At 51.3% G+C, this 21,800-nt stretch carries 16 protein-coding genes and 1 riboswitch; of the genes, 7 read left to right on the forward strand and 9 right to left on the reverse strand.

The window, feature by feature from the left end; translation table 11 throughout:
* Window positions 1-25: 25 nt before the first annotated feature.
* From P2W70_RS05515 to P2W70_RS05530, 4 genes are all read right to left on the reverse strand, one after another.
* Window positions 26-2,092: a thioredoxin domain-containing protein gene (locus P2W70_RS05515; RefSeq protein WP_276480435.1), complete on the reverse strand. Its 2,067-nt coding sequence runs from the start codon at window positions 2,090-2,092 to the stop codon at window positions 26-28.
* Window positions 2,093-2,191: 99 nt separating this feature from the next.
* Window positions 2,192-2,950: a uroporphyrinogen-III synthase gene (locus tag P2W70_RS05520; RefSeq protein WP_276480436.1), complete on the reverse strand. Its 759-nt coding sequence runs from the start codon at window positions 2,948-2,950 to the stop codon at window positions 2,192-2,194.
* Window positions 2,951-3,026: 76 nt separating this feature from the next.
* Window positions 3,027-4,085: a DUF4271 domain-containing protein gene (locus tag P2W70_RS05525; RefSeq protein ID WP_276480437.1), complete on the reverse strand. Its 1,059-nt coding sequence runs from the start codon at window positions 4,083-4,085 to the stop codon at window positions 3,027-3,029.
* 130 nt (window positions 4,086-4,215) lie between these two features.
* Window positions 4,216-6,027 (reverse strand): BamA/TamA family outer membrane protein, encoded by a 1,812-nt coding sequence (locus tag P2W70_RS05530; protein WP_276480438.1) that lies wholly within the window; start codon window positions 6,025-6,027, stop codon window positions 4,216-4,218.
* A gap of 47 nt (window positions 6,028-6,074) precedes the next feature.
* Here P2W70_RS05530 and hemW point away from each other — a divergent pair, with 47 nt between their 5' ends.
* The gene (gene hemW / locus P2W70_RS05535; protein WP_276480439.1) at window positions 6,075-7,196 is read left to right on the forward strand and encodes a radical SAM family heme chaperone HemW; all 1,122 of its coding nucleotides are present in this window, start codon (window positions 6,075-6,077) and stop codon (window positions 7,194-7,196) included.
* A gap of 144 nt (window positions 7,197-7,340) precedes the next feature.
* Here the strand turns inward: hemW and P2W70_RS05540 are convergent, their stop codons facing one another.
* From P2W70_RS05540 to P2W70_RS05560, 5 genes are all read right to left on the reverse strand, one after another.
* Entirely contained in the window at window positions 7,341-8,375 is a 1,035-nt protein-coding gene (locus P2W70_RS05540; protein ID WP_276480440.1) for an NAD(P)H-dependent glycerol-3-phosphate dehydrogenase, read from the reverse strand.
* Between the two features lie 134 nt (window positions 8,376-8,509).
* The gene (locus tag P2W70_RS05545) at window positions 8,510-9,886 is read right to left on the reverse strand and encodes an efflux RND transporter periplasmic adaptor subunit (protein ID WP_276480441.1); all 1,377 of its coding nucleotides are present in this window, start codon (window positions 9,884-9,886) and stop codon (window positions 8,510-8,512) included.
* Between the two features lie 66 nt (window positions 9,887-9,952).
* The gene (locus P2W70_RS05550) at window positions 9,953-11,416 is read right to left on the reverse strand and encodes a TolC family protein (protein WP_276480442.1); all 1,464 of its coding nucleotides are present in this window, start codon (window positions 11,414-11,416) and stop codon (window positions 9,953-9,955) included.
* 236 nt (window positions 11,417-11,652) lie between these two features.
* The gene (locus P2W70_RS05555; protein ID WP_276480443.1) at window positions 11,653-12,831 is read right to left on the reverse strand and encodes a trans-sulfuration enzyme family protein; all 1,179 of its coding nucleotides are present in this window, start codon (window positions 12,829-12,831) and stop codon (window positions 11,653-11,655) included.
* Between the two features lie 2 nt (window positions 12,832-12,833).
* Window positions 12,834-14,171: an APC family permease gene (locus P2W70_RS05560; RefSeq protein WP_276480444.1), complete on the reverse strand. Its 1,338-nt coding sequence runs from the start codon at window positions 14,169-14,171 to the stop codon at window positions 12,834-12,836.
* 129 nt (window positions 14,172-14,300) lie between these two features.
* Here P2W70_RS05560 and P2W70_RS05565 point away from each other — a divergent pair, with 129 nt between their 5' ends.
* From P2W70_RS05565 to cobU, 6 genes are all read left to right on the forward strand, one after another.
* Window positions 14,301-16,349 carry a TonB-dependent receptor gene (locus P2W70_RS05565; protein WP_276480445.1) on the forward strand — a complete coding sequence of 683 codons (2,049 nt, stop codon included), beginning with the start codon at window positions 14,301-14,303 and terminating at the stop codon, window positions 16,347-16,349.
* Between the two features lie 578 nt (window positions 16,350-16,927).
* Window positions 16,928-17,168: riboswitch (cobalamin riboswitch) on the forward strand.
* Between the two features lie 125 nt (window positions 17,169-17,293).
* Window positions 17,294-19,276, forward strand: a complete 1,983-nt coding sequence (locus tag P2W70_RS05570; RefSeq protein WP_276480446.1) for a TonB-dependent receptor plug domain-containing protein — start codon at window positions 17,294-17,296, stop codon at window positions 19,274-19,276.
* Between the two features lie 19 nt (window positions 19,277-19,295).
* A complete protein-coding gene (locus tag P2W70_RS05575) occupies window positions 19,296-19,886 on the forward strand; it encodes a DUF6580 family putative transport protein (protein ID WP_276480447.1) in 591 nt (196 codons plus the stop codon).
* Window positions 19,887-20,101: 215 nt separating this feature from the next.
* Window positions 20,102-21,043: an ABC transporter substrate-binding protein gene (locus P2W70_RS05580; protein ID WP_276480448.1), complete on the forward strand. Its 942-nt coding sequence runs from the start codon at window positions 20,102-20,104 to the stop codon at window positions 21,041-21,043.
* Complete coding sequence (locus P2W70_RS05585) at window positions 21,030-21,254, forward strand: cysteine-rich CWC family protein (protein ID WP_276480449.1); 225 nt, start codon at window positions 21,030-21,032, stop codon at window positions 21,252-21,254. The genes P2W70_RS05580 and P2W70_RS05585 overlap by 14 nt, the downstream gene beginning before the upstream one ends.
* Complete coding sequence (cobU, locus tag P2W70_RS05590; RefSeq protein ID WP_276480450.1) at window positions 21,241-21,771, forward strand: bifunctional adenosylcobinamide kinase/adenosylcobinamide-phosphate guanylyltransferase; 531 nt, start codon at window positions 21,241-21,243, stop codon at window positions 21,769-21,771. Before P2W70_RS05585 ends, cobU begins: the two co-directional genes overlap by 14 nt.
* Window positions 21,772-21,800: the final 29 nt, after the last annotated feature.

Consider the following 21,800-nt stretch of genomic DNA (forward strand, 5'->3'; position numbering starts at 1 on the left):
ATTGTATCCCAAAAAAGATTAAGTTTTACACATTATCTATCTGCCGCATCAACATATCTACCTCATTTACAGGCTGTTGACAAGCATAATCCCGACACAGGAAAATGGCCGTGTCCGACGAATCAGGCTTGTTTACCAGCATGGGAAAATCCTGGTTTGTGGGTCCAGTGGGAGCGGATTGAAGTACGTGGATAGGCAGAAACCGGCGTAAAACATCCTCGCGATGCATTGCAAAATCCCCGCCAATAATCGCTATCTCCGGGATCGTATAAATGAGTGCCTGGATCATCGTAGCCCATACTCCAAACGAACCAGGATACCGGCTGACCGTCTGCTGCAACAGGCTGCAGATCCTTACACTTCGTTCCCGCCAGGCCGGCACATCAAAAATGATACCCAGGGAATAGAGATTAATGGCCATCACCGCATTACCCGAGGGTACTGCCCCATCGTACACTTCTTTCTTACGTACGATAATATCGGCCTGTCCGGTTGGTGTAAAGAAGAAAAAACCTGTTTCTGGCTCACTAAAGTGGTCAATTACCCGGCTGGCCAGGGCCTTGGCCGTATGCAAATACCCGGTATCACTGGTCACCTCCTGTAGCTGCAACAATGCCTGAATCAGGGCAGAATAGTCGTCCAGGAAGGCCGGATACCGTGCTACACCTTCTTTGTATGTATGATGAAAAGCGCCATCCGCCTGGTTGAATCGGCTTAGCAGGAAAGCCATATTGCGCACCGCCACATCCCGGTAATGCTCGCTGCCCAGGGCCCCCGCCGCCTGGCTGAAGGCCAGGTTCATCAGGGCATTCCACCCCAGTAACTGTTTGTCATCGAGCAAAGGCCGGATACGCCGGTTCCGCACCTGCATTAATTTCCCCCGGCAACTGTCCATACGCCGCCACAACTCCTCCAGCGTAATCCCTTGTGCAGCAGCAAACGCAGCGGGTGCTACCGGGCAATTCAGGATATTCTTATGCTCCCAGTTGCCTTCCGTCGTCACGTCGTAGAAGGCACAGAATAAGGTCGATTCTTCGCCCAGCAGGGCATCTACCGTCGCTTTATCCCATACATAATACTTTCCTTCCTCCCCCTCACTATCGGCATCCAGGGCCGAATAAAAGCCATATTCCGGCGACAGCAGCTCCCGCTCCACAAACGACAAGGTTTGCCTGATCGTTCGCTCGTACAGCGGATCACCCGTCAGCTGAAAGGCTTCACAGAGTACCGTCACCAGTAAAGCATTGTCATACAGCATCTTTTCAAAATGGGGCACCAGCCAGGCACCGTCGGTAGCATAACGGGCAAAGCCACCTCCCAGCTGGTCGTAGATACCGCCCTGGATCATCTTATCCAGGCTCAGACGAGCCTGCCGCAGGGCGTCCTCGTTCTTCGTATAGAAGTAATGATGGAGTAAAAACCGGATGGTAAAGGTTTGCGGAAACTTGGGCGCCTGTCCGAAGCCGCCCTCCTCCCGATCGGCATTTTTCATGACGTTGGTAAACAACAGGCGGGCTTTCTCCTTCGTGAAATGAGCTTCGAAGTCTTCGCCAAGTTCCTGCACGGATTGCAACCCAAATTCATTGGAGCGGACGAGGTGCTGGGTGAGGTTATCGGCCTGGGCCTCGATGGCGTCCTGTTTGTCGCGGTAAGCATTGATCACTCCGTGCAGCACTTCCGTCCAGGAAGGCCGGTTGTACACTGCTTTGGGTGGAAAATAAGTGCCGCCATAAAAAGGCTTGCCGGCAGGTGTGAGAAAGACATTGAGCGGCCAGCCCCCACTCCCCGTCATCGTTTGCACGGCATCCATGTAGATGTGATCCAGATCGGGGCGCTCTTCGCGGTCGATCTTGATGTTGATGAAATGCTCATTCATTATGGCGGCTGTAGCTTCGTCTTCAAAGCTCTCCTTCTCCATCACATGACACCAATGACAGGCGGCATAGCCAATACTGACGAGGATTGGCTTGTTTTCGGCGCGGGCACGACCAAGGGCCTCCTCCCCCCAGGGATACCAATCCACCGGGTTGTGAGCATGCTGCAATAAATACGGACTACTTTCCTCGAATAACCGGTTGGTGAACTTACTCATGGTACGCTGTTGATAACATGATCGTGCCAGGTCGGTTACGGGCATTAATAGGCTGCTCGCTCACGACAAGATCACTACATGCTGTTAATCAGCGTAAAGTTATTTCTTCTTCAACAGACCGGCGAGGTATTGTTCGAGGGCTGCCACCATCGAAGGAGCCTGCGGTTGAGGAGCTTTGATATCCAGCGTCAGGCCAGCCTCTTCGATCGCTTTACCAGTATTGCTACCAAAAGCGCCGATGCGCGTGCCATTCTGTTTGAACTTGGGACAGTTGTCAAACAGGCTCTTTACACCACTGGGGGTAAAGAAACAGATGATATCAAATTCGGTCTGATCAAGTACTTCCTTTACATCGTTGCTGATCGTGCGGTACATGAAGGGAGTGGCAAACCCGCAATTGTTGTTCTTGAGCCAGTTCACGATCTCATTGTCCTGCTGATTTTCGGAGCAGGGGTAGAGGAACTTCTCGTTCTCTTTGTGTTTGTTGACCACATCGAACATGCTCTTGTTGGTACCGTCGGCACCATAAAACACTTTGCGTTTGCGGTAGAGGATGAATTTCTGGAGGTATAAAGCAACAGCTTCGGTGATGCAGAAGTACTTGGTGTCCTGAGAGACACTAACCTTCATTTCTTCACAGATGCGAAAAAAATGGTCAATAGCGTTGCGGCTGGTGAAGATCACAGCAGAGAACTGGGCAATTTCAATTTTCTGGCGGCGGAATTCCTTGGCAGGAATACCGTCGACACGGATGAAAGGATGAAACTGCAAGTCCACACTATACTTCTTCGCAAGCTCGAAGTACGGTGATTTGTCGGTCTCTGGTCTGGGTTGGGTGATCAATATTTTTTTAATCACACTAATCGAATTAAGATCAGTTGCTACGTGTTTAGCCCCGTTTTTTACCATATTTGTGCCGTATGGATTTGCAAAATTAATAACTTCTTTCCACAAAATTCAATAACACCTTGTAAATCAGCAATAGGGGTGCTATTTCGAAGGCGCAAAGGTATATAAAAAAATGGAACCGGCTTACCTTTATTTCGTTTCTAATTGGTTTATAAGCTATTATGAATCTATAGACCAATGCCAACCCAAGTGTAATGAATGCCAGGGTAAGAATTACCGGTAAAAACTGCTGATAGGGGAACGCTATCATGAACAACACGGGCAGCAATAAAATGCCGATCATCTTGTTGACCATAAAGATGACAAAGATGTAGGTATCGGTTGCATTGCTGACGTTGAATATCCACCCCACTACCTTCAGGATAATAAACTTTCCCAGGTATACCGCCAGTACCAGACCGCAACAATACCCCCACAACAACCACAGATTTGGCTCCGGCACTAGTTGGTAATGCAGCGCCACGAAGGCCAGGAACATCCCCCCCGCACAAAAGAAAAGGATATTCAGGAAAAGCGAAGGCAACGGCATTTGCGACAATTGCTCACGCAGTTGCTGCTGCCGCATACTGGCGCGAAAAAACAGGGTCATGATATCATGCAAGTACTTATGGTAGAACAGGCGAACGATCGCAAAATAAAAGACCAGTCCCAACAGAAAATAAAAGATGCCATCGGTATTGAACGGACCGGAATCTTTCAGTAGCAGCACCCGGTTACCAGGCTTGGTATTATAATAAGGATGATTGCGTACAGTGGCCTGAAAGCCCGCCAGGGTGTTTTCCACCGGATGGGGCGCCGCCCCCTGCATTTGCGCTGTCATGGCACTGTCGCGTTGCCTGGCAGCCACCAGCGCCAACGAGTCGCGCTGCAGCGAATCACGGCGAGCCGCCGCCAATGCCTGGGCCACCCTTACCAGTGAATCGTTCTTTTTACGTACTACCGGCGCCTTGCGGACGCCCGTATCCCTGATTGCCGGCACCGGCGCCGTCACTTGCGGAGGACGCGCCGTCGTATCCTGGTCTTGAGCAAAGGATAGCACCGAACACAGGATACAGCCAACAACAAGTAGTACAATTTTTTTCACCAGCAATAATTGGGTGTGCAAAAGTATTAAGAATCTCTGGAGAACGACAAAGTGGATCAATTCATTATTTGAAGTAGCAAGAAGTTTACGCAAAATGGCACAATAACAGGAATAACCCGCCTGCCGGACGCTAAAAGTAGTTTACATAACCAAAATGGATCTTCGATTGACGCAAATTGAATTTGGCATCATCCCGTTTACCGGCCGCATAAGAGATGTTGAAGATACCCGCCTTGGTTTCGAAGGCCATCCCCACCCCTACCCCGAGATATGTATTGCTCAGGGCTACGGTCGGCACTGAATTTTTCGCCCATCCAAGATCGCTGAACCCGAAGAAGAAAGAATTCTGTCCGATCAGGTATCGGTATTCCAGCGTTGCCACACCATATTGAGAGGCGAAAATGCTCTCTTCATCGAAACCACGCAACAGGCGGTAACCACCAATCTGAAACAATTCGTTGCGGAAGATATTCGGACTCTCGAACCAGCCGCCATTCAGTCCCAGCTTGAACGTAGATGCCCGGGATAGCCGGAAAAAATGGGCAGCCGCCAGTTTTACCCTGAACTGGTAACCTTTTAGCTTCACCGTATCATAAAGACTGTTGAAATCAAACGAAGGATCACCGGCGTCGTGCAACTTCACGATCGCACTATTCTTGTTGACGGTTTTGGTACCCGCCGACGTATTGATCATAAGCTCATTTCCCCTTCGTGGATTAAAGCGGTAATCCGTATTGAACCATTCGTAATTCACCCCAATGTTCACCGACCGCACATCCGCTTCCACCGGCAGTCGCCGGGTGAACTTCACCGCATTGGTATCTACAGAGAGCAGGTTGGAAGTCAGGTTCTGAATATAGACACTCCCGCTATGATTGGAGGCCAGGGCATATTGCATGCCCAACAACAGGCTGATGTTGATGAAAGAAGAATCCTTCTTGAACAGGTTGAACCCAAAATTGATCCCAAAAGGCGAATTGAAAAGATAAGGATAGGCGAACGAAATATCGAGCCGCGGCGATTTTACCTGGATCTGCTGCCAGTTGAGCCCAATCGTTTCTCCAGCCCCCAGCGAATTTTTTAGGTTGATGGTAGCCTCGCCCGTCACCAGCAATTTGTTGTTGAGAAGCTGGTCATTGGCCGGTAGAAACCCGACCAGCACGTTGATCTGGCTACTCTTTTTCGGAGCCAGGTACACGTTGAGGATGGAGCCGGTGCCCAGCATGGTCATATCCCAGGGCTGCTGTTCCTGCACGTAAGGCAACTCAAAAATCTTTTTACTGACCGTCTGCAACCGGTCTTTGCGGAATATACTGCCGTTGGGAATACCCAGGTAATGTTGCAGAAAAGTGGAAGTAAGCTTGGCATTGCCCAGGTTGGAAATACTGTCGATCTTATACAGGGGCCCCTTATCGACCTTGAGCGTGGCTTCAAAAGTCTCCCCATCGAGGCGGATGCTGTCCAGCTGGATCTTCGCAAATGGGTACCCGTTGTTTTCGAGGTAATCGAGCAACTTCTGTTGCAGGTTTTGCAGCGCCACGAAATCGACAGGCTTCGAAGTGCCCCCCTTTTTCGTTGACCAGTTGACCTGGTCCAGCAATTTCCGGTCGGCCGAATCGATGTGCAGCTTTGTCCAGGCCAGGGGCTCCCCCACGTACAACTGCAGGTCGGCAGATAAACTGTCATACCGCACACTGTCGATGGAAGCGCCTGGATAGCCCTTGCCGCTCAGTACCCCGGGCAGGGCATTCACATACCCGATACAGCCTTCCCGGTTCTTGAAATCGGTCTGCAGCTTCAGTTGGTGAATGAATAACGTATCCTTATCTACCGGAGTGATCTTCAATTGGTATTGCGCCCGGAGCAGGCAGGGCAACAGCAGCAGGGCAACGAAAAGGGTCCCTCCGCACATTTGCCGATATACTGCTACCTTTGTCCTCATCCGTTTCATCAATTGACGTGTAATATCCGATAAAAATACGGAACCCAATGGCAGGCATCTATCTCCACATACCCTTTTGCAAACATGCATGTCATTATTGTAATTTCCATTTTTCGACAACGCTACGACTCAAGAACGATTTTGTCACGGCTTTATTGAAAGAGATTGCACTACAGCAACCCTACCTCGCCGGCGAGGTGGTGGAGACCATCTATTTTGGCGGTGGCACCCCTTCCCTCCTGACCATCGAAGAACTGCAACAAATTCTTGCCGCGCTCGCCGCACAATTCACGATAGCGCCAGGTGCAGAGATCACGCTCGAAGCCAACCCCGACGATATCACCGAGACCGCCCTCCTGCAATGGAAAGCCGCCGGTATCAACCGCCTCAGCATCGGTGTGCAATCCTTCTTCGAAGAAGACCTGCAATGGATGAACCGGGCCCATACGGCCAGCCAGGCCATCGACAACCTGCAACTGGCGCGGCAGCATTTCGACAACATCACCATCGACCTGATCTACGGCACCCCCACCCTGTCGGATGAACGCTGGAAAGAAAACGTGATGCGGGCTATCGGACTGGGCATTACGCACCTCTCCTGTTATGCTTTGACGGTAGAGCCCAAAACCGCGCTCGATAAAATGATCCGGCAACACAAGCTCAGCGATGTACAGCCCGAAGACCAGGCCAGGCAATTCCTGCTGCTGATGGAATGGACCGCCGCGGCAGGTTTTGAACACTATGAGATCTCCAATTTCGCCCGGCCCGGCCACCGCAGCCGCCACAACAGTGCTTACTGGCAGGGCAAACAATACCTGGGCCTTGGCCCTTCCGCGCATAGCTTCAACGGCAGAGGCCGGCAATGGAATATTGCCAACAACGCCCTGTATATACAATCACTGGCCAAAGACACGGTGCCCTTTGAAGAAGAAGTGCTAACGCCCGAACAGCGCGTAAACGAATACATCATGACCAGCCTGCGCACGGTAGAAGGCCTCGATCTGCAACAATTGCAGCGATTGGGCGGAGAGAAAATAGTGGGGGTGGTCCGGAAAGAAAGCCAGTCGTTTATCGACAAACAATGGCTGGTAGAAAGCGATGGATGCCTTGTACTTACCCGCCAGGGTAAACTATTTGCCGACGGCATTGCCGGCGACCTGTTTCAATAATCAATATCGGTTAATGAGATTTGTTGTGCCCCTTCAGGTACTTGACCAGCTCTACAATGGAGAGGATCCCAATAATGATCAGGACGGCAAAAGGACCATATGTGGAGTAAGAGAATGGCATAGCTTGTATGTAAGTTACATTATTTAGACAAGTCCCTGTTCTATTTGTTTAAATCCAACCCCGGGTTTAACATTTTCCCATAAAATACGGTACACGGCCGTAGCGATCGGCATATCCGCCAGCACCGTTTGATTGATGTCAAACATGCACTTACAGGCATAATACCCCTCCGCCACCATGTTCATTTCCAACTGCGTAGCCTTCACCGAATACCCTTTCCCAATCATATTGCCAAAAGTGCGGTTGCGGCTGTACAGCGAATAACAGGTCACCAGCAGGTCGCCCAGGTACACCGAAGCCGAGTAATTGGCCGACCGGCGATGCGTAACCGGGTCTTCTTCGTGGCTGCCCACTTCTATGTGCTGGATACCCACCTTTTTGAGAAACCCGGCCATCTCATCGGCACAGTTGGCGATCAGTACACTCAAAAAATTATCACCATACTCAAGGCCATGGGCCACACCGGCGCCCAGCGCGTAGATATTCTTCAATATCGCCGCATACTGCACCCCATACACATCGTGGTTCACAATCGTATTGATGTATTCCGTCTTGAAATAAGACGCGATTTCCTCGGTGGCGGTTACATCCACGCCCGAAAAAGTCAGGTAGGAGAGTTTTTCGGCGGCTACTTCCTCCGCATGGCAGGGACCCATAACGGTAAAATAGTCGCTTTGCGGGTGGTCATACTCCGCAGCCAGGTAATCATTCAGCAACAGGTTCTTTTGCGGTATGATGCCTTTCACGGCAGAGATCACCTTTTTGCCCTTGAGCGCCCCTTTATCCAAAGGCTTGAGCGTGTCGAGTATATACGCGGAGGGCACCGCCAGCAGCAGGCAGTCGCTGGCAGCCACCACCGCATTGATATCGGTGCTGACCTGTAACAGGGAAGTATCGAACGATACGGAGTGCAGGTAGTGCGGATTGTGGTGCCGTTGCTGCAGGTGCCTGACGATCTCTTCCTTACGCACCCACCATTGGATCACGTTTTTATTGTCGGTCAGGATCTTTGCCAACGCTGTTGCCCAGCTTCCGCTGCCTATAACTCCTACTCTCATGGATATCGTTATTTGCCTCAAAAGTAAGCAAACGGGTGCAAGGTACAAGGCCCGGGCAATTGCCCGGGCCTTGTACCTTCTTGAAAATTATTTATTTGTGCGTCAGGCGGCGTTCATCTGCCCGCCGTCATCCGCTACTTTTTCGTTTCAAACAATTTGTCGGCCGGCACTACCTGTACCTTGGCGCCATCCTTTAGCGTTTTACTGATCAGGTTATAAGGCGCCGTTACGATCTCCTCGCCTTCTTTTAAGCCGCCCAGAATTTCAATATAATTGATATCCTGTATACCGGTGCGCACCTTTGTTTTCTTTACAGTACCGTCTTTCTGCATCACGAATACCACTTCATCCAGGTCGCTGGACAAACCGGCTTTCGTTTCCTGCTGCATGCCTTCTTCCTCTTTCTTATCGGCCTGGTTGTTGGCCACTTTATCGGTACCCTTCTCACGCGTGGTTACCGCATTGATGGCAGCAGCCAGCACATTGGTCTTGGTGAGTGTCTGAATATCCGCACTGGCGTTCATACCCGGGCGGAAAGGGAATTTCTTGGGCTTGGCAGGATCGATGAGGTCCAGGTAAGACTCCTTCAGAATCCGGATATGTACCTTATAATTGGTAACGTCATTGCTGGTGGCAGTGGCCGCAGCACTGGCTGCAGTCGTATTGCTACTGGCGATCTTGGTGACGATGCCTTTAAATTTACGGTTGTTATAAGCATCCACTTCGATCAGCGCCGAATCGCCCAGGTTTACCTTGGGGATATCGTTCTCGCCTACATCCACCTGCACTTCCATCACGCTGAGGTCTGCAATGCGCATCATTTCGGTACCTGCCATCATGGAATTACCAACTACCCGCTCTCCTTTCTTCACATTCATGAGCGACACCACGCCATGCATGGTAGCCAGTACGGCGGTACGGCTAAGGTCTTTATCGGCTCTTTCGAGGCTGGCACGGGCGCTGGCAATCGACGCCTGGCCACTACGGATATTCTGCAAAGCTGCATCATAGTTCGCCTGCGCCGTACGCAAACCATTCTCCGCCTGGTCGAATTCTGCCGCCGAGATCACCTTTTCATCCCGCAGTTGCTTTTGTCTGTCATAAGTACGTTTGGCCAGATCGCGTGCTGATAACAGACTGGCCAGTTGCGCCTGGCTGTTGGCCACCGTAGCCTGTTGCTGATCAACGACAGCAGCAGCCTGCGTACGTTGTGAAGAATAGATATCGGCATAGATACGTGCCAGCACGGCCCCTTTCTTTACACTATCACCTTCATCATAGTTCAACTCCACGATCTCCCCCGAAATATCCGGGCTGATCTTTACTTCCACTTCGGGATATACTTTGCCACTGGCATTGACCGTCTCTATGATTGTTCTTTTTACCACCTTCTCTGTAGACACCTTGATCCCTTCTTCCTTACCGATCACACCACCCGACTTCAGGCCCAACAACAGCAGGACCAGGGCAATGATGATAATAATGATCCACAGGAGTTTTTTCTTCTTCATAATACGTTTATTGGTTGTTCAGTTAGTCAGTCTTTTCTCATTTACCGGATTGCCGGTGCGATGCGTCTATTTCGTCAACCTGATGCCCTCTCCTTTATAGAACTCCAGCACTTTCATCTTAAACACATAGTCAAACTCGGCAGAAGCCTTGTCGACCTTGGCACGGTTCAGGTTGTTTTGGGTGATCAGCAGCTCGTAAGGATTCAACAAGCCCACTTCATATCTTTTGTTGGCAAAATCAAAGGTCCGTTGGTTGATCTCAACCGACTTTTTAGAGGCATTTAACTTTTGCAGGGCCGCAGAGGCACTGTAATAGGCTTTATAGATATCATTTTTCAATGTCTGATCGATCAGCTCCTTCGTCACCTGCGCCCCTTTCAGGTTCAGTTTGGCACGTTGGTAATTGAACCTGGCCTGTCCGCCACTCAGGATCGGTACGGCGATCTGAAAGCCGAGGTTTTGACCAAAGTTGTTGTTGAGCTGGCTGCCCCAGCCACTCCAGATATCGCCAAACGACTTACGTCCGGTGGCCTGCGTAAACCTGGGCACATATACCGGATAGGTAACGGTGGGGCTCTGTTGCGCATAACCAATCAAATCGGCGCCCGCGAGAACGGGATCGCCAACCACTGTTTTGGTGGGACTGGCGAAGTTGGTACCCAGGCCTCCAAAAACAGAAATGGTAGGATAGGTCGCCGCACGCGCTACCTTGAGGGAGGTCTCCATCGACTGAATCCTGAAGGCGATCGCCTTCTGGGCCGGTTGACTTTTCGTCGCAATATTGAAAACCGACTCCGGCTGCAATTGAAGGATCGGATCAACCGGAATATCCTCTACAGCGGGATTCTCGATATCGAACGGAGCACCCGCATCGATATTCAGCGCCACTTTCAGCGTCAGCATCGCCTGGTCAATATTGGCCATAGCCCCGATATAGGCGGAGCTATCGGTAGCATACTGGCCTTCCAGTGTCAACGCGTCCAGCTCTGGTACCGTACCCGCTTCTACCCGTTTGCGGGTAAAATCGATCTGGCTCTTGGTCTGCTCCATGGTTACGCGGGTAATTTCCATTTGCTTACGCGCCAGTAATACCTGGAGGAAATAAGTGGCCACATTCAACGCCACATCATTTTTGGATTTCTCCACATCCATCTGGGCGGCGCTGTTGAGTTGACGGGTAGCGAGAATGTTATTCTTGATGCGCAGCCAGTTGAAGACAGTTACACCGGCACTCGCATTAAAGCTCTGGAATACATTGGAGACGTTGGTATATACGTTGGTGGTACGATCGATCGAGCGGCCCCACTGCACACCCGTACTCGTATTGAAATCGACCCCGGGGTACTGCTGCCATTTGCTTTGCTTCAGGTCGACATCGGCAATTTCCTTGTCGATCGTACTCTGCTTGATCGTAATGTTATTGGCCCACGCATACTCCACGCAACGTTGCAGGCCCCACTTTTCCTGTGCCGCAGCCGTACCCACCAGTCCTAATTGCAGTAAAACGGGTAATAGAATCTGTTTTCTCATAGAACAAATCAGTAATTAATAGTTTTTACAGTTGCAGGGTACTTCACAGGCAGATTAACAGCGAGTCTAACCCCACAAAATACTGCATGGGTGCCAAAGCAGGAAAAAAAATCCCGTTAAAATTGATGCACGGTATGGCCCTGAAGGCGATGACCAGCCATTTCCTCCTGCTGAAATGACTTGAACTGACCATCGGCGATGGCCAGTCTACGGGTTGCTATCAGCAGTATCAGACACTAGCGGCCGACGGCAGCCAATGCCTGATCGAGATCGGCGATCAGGTATTCCGGCTCTTCGAGACCTACATAGATCCGAAGCATGCGGTGGTCCCTAACAGCAGGATCAAAGGCCTCCGGTTGCAAAGAAGCACACTTGGGAATGATCAGGCTTTCGTATCCACCCCAGCTGACGGCCATCATAATATGTCGCAGTGATTCACAGAAGGTTACAATTTCCTGCATCTTTTTTGCTTGCAGAACGATCGTCAGCAGGCCACAGGCCCCTTTCATTTGGGAACGGGCCAGGTCATATTGGGCAAAACCCGGATCGAGCGGGAAGACCACCTCCTCTACCAACGGATGCTGTTGAAGGTGAGCGATCACCTTGTGCGTGGTGGCCGTGATCCGCTCCAGGCGCGCCGGCAGGGTACGCAGGCCCCTGATCAGCAGCCAGGCATTGAAGGGCGTGACCCCATTGCCCATATTGAGCAGTTCGTTGTCGAAGATCTTTTTCATCATGGCGTTGGAGCCGGTCAATACGCCGGCTACCACATCGCTGTGCCCCCCGATGTATTTGGTGGCAGACTGCAGCACCATGTCGATGCCCAGTTCGATAGGCTTCTGGTAAAGCGGTGTGCAATAGCTGTTGTCGACGATGGTCACGATGCCCTTCGAGCGCGCCAGCTGGGCCACCGCTTTCAGGTCCTGGATGGCATAATCCCAGCTATTGGGCGATTCGAGGTAAATGACTTTGGTATTGGGTTGAATGGCCCGTTCGAAGTTGTCGATATTTGTGCCGTCCACATAGGTTGTTGACACCTGAAAGCGGGGCAATGTATTGTCAAACATCTTCTGCGCCCAGGTATAGGGCTTGTTGACCGACACGATGTGGTCGCCCGATTGCACGTTGGCAAATACCGAAGCGAAAATGGCAGAGGCGCCGCTGTTGAATACGAGGCAATCTTCTGCCCCGTCGAGGGCAGCCAGCTTTTTCCGCAGGATATCGACCGTAGGGTTCAGCCCCCTTGTATAGAGATAATTGCTGTATTCGTCTTCAAATACCTTGCGCAGGTCATCCACTTTCTTGAAAGCGAAATTGCTGGTTTGCATGATGGGAGGCGCAATCGCACGAAAATACTGGTCGCGGTCTTCTCCGAGTTCATTCAAAATGTACGACAGGTCATGTTCTGGTAGCATAACTAGTTTTCAGTTTTCGTTGGGCTTCTTTTCGGCATTAAAAAATAGAGCAACATAAATCCGGCCAGCACCGTCACACCGATCAGGGCAGTCATGGGTTTGTTGATGATGATACTGATGCTGACGAATATATAGGCTGCGATGAAAATGAGGGGTTGCAAAGGATACAGCTTCATGGAATAGATACCCGTGCCGTCGAGGTGCCTGGTGCGTTTCCTCAACATGAAGATCGACCCGGCAGACAGGGCCATCCCGAAACAATCGAGGAAGATGGTAAAGCTCAGGATCTCATCGAAGGTCTTGGCAAAAAACAGTACAATGATACAGATCACCGTAAAGACCGTGAGCGACATCACAGCCACTTCGTTTTGCGATGACTTCTTCTTGAACACAGCCGGCAATACCCCATCTTCACTCATCGCCAGCATCACCCGGGGATTACTTAACAGGTTTACATTCACATACGCCAGCACTGACAGGAACAGCAGTCCGGAAAAAACATCGGCACCATCCTGGCCGAAGAGTTTGCCGGCGATCACCGAAGCAATCTCATTGGTATTTTTCAGGTTCTCAAAACCAACGATCTTATAGTAACTATAATTGACAGCGAGGTACAACGCGATGATGGCCGTAATACCGATGAAAATACCCCGGGGAATATTGCGCGAAGCATTGTTCACCTCATGCCCGAAATTGATCGTCTGCTGGTAGCCTCCGTAGGTAAACGAGACTGCCACCAGGCTCAGGCCAAATGATTTGATGTATTGGTCCCAGCCCGCATCGACCGGCGGCGCCACGATGGTGGTGCTGTTGTCGTGGTACAGCGCAGGGAAAAACAAAGCCGCGATCAGCATCAGGACCATCCCGATCTTGATCACCATAAGCACATTCTGGGTTTTTGCACTCATCCGCAACCCCAGCAGGTTGACCCCATAAAAGATGATCACCCCCACGGCGGCAATCCCTACCTTGGTCAGGTCAGATACCGGTCCGGAAAAGATCACCTTGCTGATATACCCCGCTCCGATCAAGGCCACGCCCGATAAGGAGCCGGCATTGGATACCAGGATGAGGCAGTTGATGGAAAAAGCCAGTGAGGGGTGATAAGCATAAGAAAAGATGCGATAGTAACCACCGGTGGCCGGATGCCGAGACCCTATTTCGGCATAGGTAAGGGCGCCACAGAGCGCCACCAGCCCACCTACAATCCAGGCTGCAAAAAATACAGTCGGGGTTAAAGCGTCTTTAGCAGAGTTCGAAGCAGTTCGGAAGATACCCATACCGATCACCAGTCCAATGACGATCATGGTGAGATCGAACAGGCTTAGTTTGGCCTTCATCCGCGGAAGATAAAGAAAACTGTTGATCTTTACCCCTTCCATTTTCAACCTGATCCGTTACAGGTATTAGTTAGTATCCAGCTGCTGTTTTTGTGTATTTTTACCCTACAAATACATGCAAACCCTCTGATGAAGAACATCGTACTATTGCTGCTGACTGTATTGACGGCCATGGCCACTACTGCGCAACAAACGCCGGCAACCGACACGGCCGGCAACCTGCAATCCGTTACCGTAAAAGCCTACGAACAAAACCGGCAATTGAAGGAAGTATCCGGCGCCATCAATTATATCGGCAAACCCCAGCTGGAACGGTTCAATAATACCAGCCTGTTGCCCGCCCTGAACAGTACGCCTGGTGTGCACATGGAAGAACGGTCGCCCGGCAGTTTCCGCCTCAACATACGCGGAAGCACCTTGCGCTCGCCCTTCGGCGTTCGCAACATCAAGATTTACTGGAATGGTATTCCTTTTACCGATCCCGGCGGCAATACCTACCTCAATCAACTCAGCTACTACAACCTCAACTCCATCGAAGTGATCAAAGGACCGGCCGGCAGCCTGTATGGCGCCGGAACGGGCGGGGCAGTATTGCTCAACAGCCAGCCCGACACCTGGACCCGCGGGGTCGATGTCGGCTATATTCATGGCAGTTACAACCTTAACAACCTCAATGCGCAGGTGCGCGTGGGCGGTGACGACAACCGCAATAGCTTTGGCTTCACCCACCAGACCAGCGATGGGTACCGTGACCATACCAATATGCGGCGCGATGTGGCCACCTGGGAAACCAGCCTCAAGATCAACGACCGGCAAACCCTGCAAGCCAGCGTGCTCTATGGCGATCTTTTTTATCAAACGCCCGGTGGTTTGACGAAAACCGAATTTCAGAACAACCCACGGGGTACCCGTCCCAACGCCGATGCACTCAAGGCGGCGATTTACCAGCAAACTTTTCTGGCCGGTCTCTCGCACCAGTACCGGATCAGCGAGCAACTCGATAACCAATCGGTCGTCTATGGCGCCTTCTCCGTCATCAAAAACCCGACGTTCCGCAACTACGAGAAGAGAACGGAGCCACATTTTGGCGGCCGTACCGTATTCAACTGGAACCAGCATTGGAAGGGTACACACCTGAAGATCTCTGCCGGCGCCGAAGCCCAGAAAGGATTTTTCAATACCAAGACCTTCCAGAACAAAGCCGGCAACCCCGACTCAGTATTAACCGACGACGATATCAACAACTGGCTCTATTCCGTTTTCGCGCAGGCTTCGTTACGGCTGCCCGGCAACTGGAGCCTCGATGCGGGCGCCAGCTTCAACCAGTCTAGCATTACCATTACCCGGTTGTCGGTGCCTTCATTTGTACCGGTCAAACGTACTTATAGCAACGAATGGGCACCGCGGGTGGCGTTGTCCAAAAAGCTGATCCCCGAACTGCTGGTGTATGCCAGCGTAGCGAAAGGTTTCTCACCGCCCACCACCCAGGAGGTACTGCCTTCTACTTCGGTGATCAGTACCGGCCTCAATGCGGAACGTGGCGTGAGCTATGAAGCAGGCATCAAAAGCAGTTGGCTGCAACAACGGTTGTATGTTGAAGTGAATGTATTCGACTACCGCCTCCGCAATGCCATTGTGCAGCGCCGCGACGCCAGCAATGCAGACTATTTTGTCAATGCCGGGTCTACCAAACAATTCGGTATCGAATCGCAGGCTTATTATCAACTGCTACCCGGCCGGGGCGGATTTGTTTCTGCAGCCCGCCTGTGGGTAAGCCATACCTGGAGCCAGTTTGAATACAACGATTTCAAACAGGGCAGTACTGATTTTTCGGGTAAGCAATTGCCGAGCGTGGCGCCGCATGTCGTGGCGGCGGGCCTGGATATCACCACACGCCCCGGCCTGTATGCCAACCTCACCTGGTATTACAATGACCCTATTGCGCTCAATGATGCCAATACGGAGATAGCTTCATCGTATCAGCTATCGGGCGGCCGCATTGGCTGGCGTACCCGGCTGGCCGGCGGCCTGGCAGCCGACTTCTTTGCCGGTGCCGATAACCTCTTCGATGTTCGTTACAGCCTGGGCAATGATATCAATGCCGCCGCCGGCCGCTATTACAATGCGGCTGCAGCCGCCAATTTTTATGGTGGCATCATCCTCAAGTATGTAAAATAGATATAGGATACACCCGAGATCAACGAATACAGGGACCGCCAGCCGGCCCCTTTTTTATGCCCTTCGTTCCTTACCTGTACGGCGATGGACCTACCTCCCACCCGCGATGCTCCACCACCCGGCAGCGACTGTTCTACAACTTCTCTGGTTATTGCCTAAACCCCGTCTTTCTATAGGGCAAGTTGTAGGCGGAGTGGTGGCTGGGCCCAGAGGATATTTAGAGGACCCATCGACGACCTACCGAGAACCTATCGAGGATCTAAAGCCCGGGACCAGCTCGGCAGTACCTCGGCATGAGCTCGGCAATAGCTCGGCAGTAAATAAAATATAACGATATTTAAACAATTATAAATATTTGATTATGTATCTGCTTGAGGTGCGATTTAGCAAAAAGCAGGCATAAAAATTCTACCCTGTTTGGAGTCTTTTGATCTGCAACTGGAACCTCCTCCGGCGGCAGAAATTGTTTAGTTAGAACCAATCCCCTTGTTTGGCATGCTCAATTGATCGCATACAGGCACCCCGCCGCGATACCGATAACAGGCATTCATAATTAGCAGGCATTAAAACTCTTTATTACATTTGCCGCCGTAATTGGTTTCTACGCACCCCATGGGTGGCGTGGATTAAAAGGGAAACCGGTGTAAATCCGGTGCTATCCCCGTAGCTGTAAGTTTTGGAGGAACTGTTGCCTGGCGGGTTATGCCGCCTTGGACAACGATCTCCTATACGTTCAATCTTCAAACCACTGTCGCGTGCGATGGGAAGGTGTTGAACGGTGAAACGAGCCAGAAGACCTGCCAGTTATACGCATCGACATCGACGAGCTTTCGGGTGAAAAGCCGGGATGAAAGGGTCTTATTGCTACAGACTTTTCATTTCTGTTTGTGTTCTATTTTTTATTCCGAAGGTTCATAGTTCATCATTTCAAACAAACTATGAGCATGACAAAAAGGTTACTCTCTCTTACTGCCCTGCTGGCTGCCATGGCCGCACAGGCGCAGGATTCTACAACAACAAAGTCGATGGACGAAGTTGTCGTTACTGGCTCCAAGTATCCCAAAAAGACCTCCGAAACTGGTAAAGTGATCACTGTGATCACGCGGGCGCAACTGGATCGCAGCGCTGGCAAAGACCTCTCGCAACTGCTGAACGAGCAAGCTGGCATCTACGTCAACGGTGCCAACAGCAACCCCGGCAAAGACAAGGCAGTATACCTGCGTGGAGCCAAGGCCGATTATACCCTGATCATGGTGGATGGGGTACCGGTGTACGACGCAACAGGTACCACCAGCAATTTTGACCTTCGCATGATGCCCATCGACAACATCGAGCGCATCGAAATATTGAAAGGCAGCCAATCTACCCTCTACGGCTCCGATGCGATGGCTGGCGTTATCAATATCATTACCCGCCAGGGCGGTGGTCAAAAGGTGGTATCACCCTACGCAACTGCTACTTACGGCAGCTACGAGACCCGCAAGATCAATGCAGGTGCCAATGGCGGCGCGGGCATCTTTACCTATAATGTAGGCCTCACCCATTTCAAGACCAATGGGATCAGCGAAGCGACCGATGCCGGCAATACCGGTAAGTTTGACAAGGATGGGTATGAACAAAACTCCGTGCTGGCCAACTTCGGTTTCAGCATTCCCAACTTTGGCAAAATATCCCCCTACCTGCGCTACAGCAAGTTCAACAGCCAGCTGGATGCCGGGGCTTTCGCCGATGACCAGGATTACACCTATAACCAGGATAACCTGCAAACCGGTTTACGCGGCGAGTTCAATATCGGCAGGGCCAAACTGAACCTGCTGTACAACTATACCCGTACTGAAAGAAACTTCCTCGACGACTCTACGATCAAGGAATCGCCCTTCGATGGTTACCTCAGCGGGTTCTACAAAAGCAACGAGCAATTCGTCGACGCCTATGTACACCTGCCTATCGCTGGTGGCCTTAGCTTTACCGGCGGCGCTGATTTTCGCAGCAGCCTGATCGACGTCCAAACAACAGGTGCCTACAAATACATGGACCAGGGTGTCATCCAAACCGGTACTTACGGCAGCACCATCGACGCAGATTCGGCGAAGCAAAACCAGGTAGGCATTTACGGTGCTTTCAACTACAGCAAAGGTGGTTTTAATGTGGAAGCCGGTGGCCGATTCAACCATCATTCGGTGTATGGCAGCAATGGCGTTTTCAACTTCAACCCTTCGTACCTGATCAACCGCCAGTTCAAGGTATTTGCCAATTTCTCATCTGCCTACAAAGTACCGACCCTGTACCAGTTGTACTCGGAGTACCAGAACCCTTATACAGACCTGAAACCAGAGAAAGCCATCACCTACGAAGGTGGCGTGCAGTATTTCTCCACCAATAACCTGGTCAATGCACGGGTGGCTGTGTTCAAACGCGATGTGAAAGATGCGATCGTGTTCTATAGCAACCCCACCACCTGGGCCAGCTATTACATCAACCAGGACAAACAGAATGACTGGGGTTTCGAAATCGAGCCGACGATCAACTTCAAGGATAAGATCAAGCTGATCCTCTCCTATTCGTATGTAGATGGTGAAGTGACTACCAAAAATGGCGCGAAGGATACAACCTACTTCAACCTGCTGCGCAGACCCAAAAGCAGTTTTGGTGCTACCCTGAACTATCATATCACGAAAAAGCTGTTTGCGAGTGCCGGTGTACAAAGTTTTGGCAAACGTCAGGACATCGACTTCAGCACTACGCCCAGCTCCATCGCCGATATGAAGGCGTACACCCTGGTCAATTTCTACGCAGAATACCAGGTTATCAGACAATTGAAGTTATTCGTCGATGTGAAGAATATTACCAATACTTCCTACAACGAGGTGCTTGGTTATAACACACTTGGACGTAACTTCAATGCAGGATTATCCGTACGTTTGTAAATCAGTAAATCAACAAGATATGTCTCTGAAGCAATTCAATCCCCGCATGCTGATCCTGCTGGCTTTTATGCTGGTAGTAGCTGCCTGGCGGATATTCCTGTCGAAGGAAGCCACGATGAGCCCGCTGGCCACGTTTACCCCACTCGGTGCCATGGCCCTGTTTGGCGGCACGTATTTCAGCAAAAGCTATAAAGCCGTGCTTTTCCCCCTGCTCACGCTGTGGCTCAGCGACATCTTCCTCAACCGGATGGTGTACTATGGCGAATGGCGTTTCTTCTATGAAGGTTTCTACTGGACCTATGGCTCTTTTGCCCTGATGGCCCTGGTAGCTCCCTGGATCATCAAGAAGGTGAACATTACCAATATCGTGCTGGCTGCTTTTGTGGCCACGCTGATCCACTGGATCGGTACCAGTCCGGGCTGCTTTATGGTAGAAAACTCGATCTATCCTAAAACATGGGGCGGTTATTTTACCAGCCTTTGGGCAGCTATTCCTTACGAAAGGAATTTCCTGGTAGGCACAGCCGTGTATAGCGGTATCCTGTTTGGTGGTTTTGAACTGTTGCAGAAAAGATATTCGCTGTTGCAGATCGCTCAGCCAAAAGCTTAATCTACAATAAGCGGAAGCCGGTGGCGGGTGGTTGGCAGCGAAGCGCGGCAGGCCACTTTCCACTGGCTTTCTTCATGTAAGCATTACCGCTTTTGATACGCCGCCATCGAAATTGGTATTTCAGTAGGTTGACAATGCTGAGAGTTTTTCACCACCCATCGCCGGCAAATACCCGATCAGAGAAAAAGGTTCTCTTCACCAAACAATTTGACCGCATGATTGCCTGTTCTTTTTTACCGGCCGCTACCCAGATGATTTATGATATGAACCTGCAGCACCTGTTGCACGGCATCACCTTTGAATGCCCGCCGACCGCCCTGGCTGAAAAAAGCAAGGTGGTGCGCTGCGTGCTGGAAGGCAAGCAATACAGCAGCATCGAGATCGACCGCATCTTCTCCGCCTCCAAGGCGCAGGGCAAGAGCCTGTATTACGTCGATGAAGAGCTGTTGCAATCCATTCGTCCCGATGTGATCTTTACGCAGGACGTGTGTGAAGTATGTCAGATCGATACCGCCTGTACCGCAGCTGCCGTATCCAAACTGGACAAGCAGCCAGAACTGATCGCCCTTACCCCCAATAACCTGCAGGATGTTTTTGAAACGGCCATCACGATCGCTACGGCCCTGGGGCAGGAAGAAGCGGCCTACACCTATCTCGCTGCCCTGCAGGCCCGCATCGATGTGATCATCGATACCTTACGCGCCCACAAAGCGCCGCCCAAACGGGTGATGGTGATGGAGTGGGTAGAACCTATTTACAACTGCGGTCACTGGATACCGTACCAGGTCGCTTATGCCGGCGGTATCGACATGCTGTCTAACCCGGCAGGCGACAGCATCGTGACGCCCTGGGAAAAGATCGTACGGTACAACCCGGAAGTACTGGTGATTGCACCTTGTGGGTTTACCGTATCACGCACGATGGAAGAACTGCACCTGCTGACCAGCAAGCCCGAGTGGCAGGGACTGGCGGCGGTACAACAACAGGCAGTACATATTGCCGACTATGACCTATTCACGCAACCCAGCGCCAGCACCCTGGTGGATGGTATCGAGGTACTGGCAGCGATGTTTCACCCAACCTTGTTCAATGTGCCCGCTCACTTGCAACACAAATGTGCCCCGCTGTCTAAAACCATGACCCATGTGCAAGCATGAACCCAAAAGCTGTCCACGCTGCCAGCAACCATTTGAGTGCAAGGTGGGCGATGTGCTGCATTGCCAGTGTTTCGGCATTTCCTTCAATGAGGAAGAAAAGGCCTATATCGAGGGTCGCTACCAGGATTGCCTTTGCCGTAAATGCCTGCTGGAACTGAAACAGCAACCTGTTTTATTTACCGAGAAATATTCATTGGATGCCAATAAATGACCTGCAGCCCGGCATCATCTTCGTAACCGGTGGCGCCCGCAGTGGCAAAAGCCGTTATGCGCAGGAACTGGCGCTGCAACTGAGTCCCACCCCTACCTATATCGCCACCGCCCGTAAATGGGACCCTGAATTTCAGCAACGCATCGACCGGCACCAGGCCGACCGCGATGAACGCTGGACATCCATTGAAGCAGAAAAACAGATCAGCCAACTGCCACTAACCGGCAAGGTAGCGGTGATCGATTGTGTAACCCTGTGGCTCACCAATTTCTTTGTCGATCACCAATATGATATCGAGGCCTGCCTGGCCGACTGCAAACAGGAAATAGAAAATCTGCTGCAGCAAGCGGGCACTTTTATCATCATCAGCAACGAGATCGGCATGGGCGTACATGCCGAAACGGAGATCGGGCGTAAGTTTACCGACCTGCAGGGCTGGATGAACCAGTTCATTGCAGCGAGGGCCCACCAGGTTGTATTCATGGTGAGTGGTATCCCGATGGTGATCAAACAATAATAACAGCAAGGCTGCGGGAAAGGCACTTG

The sequence above is a fragment of the Paraflavitalea pollutisoli genome (assembly GCF_029360705.1).
Lineage (GTDB): Bacteria > Bacteroidota > Bacteroidia > Chitinophagales > Chitinophagaceae > Paraflavitalea > Paraflavitalea pollutisoli.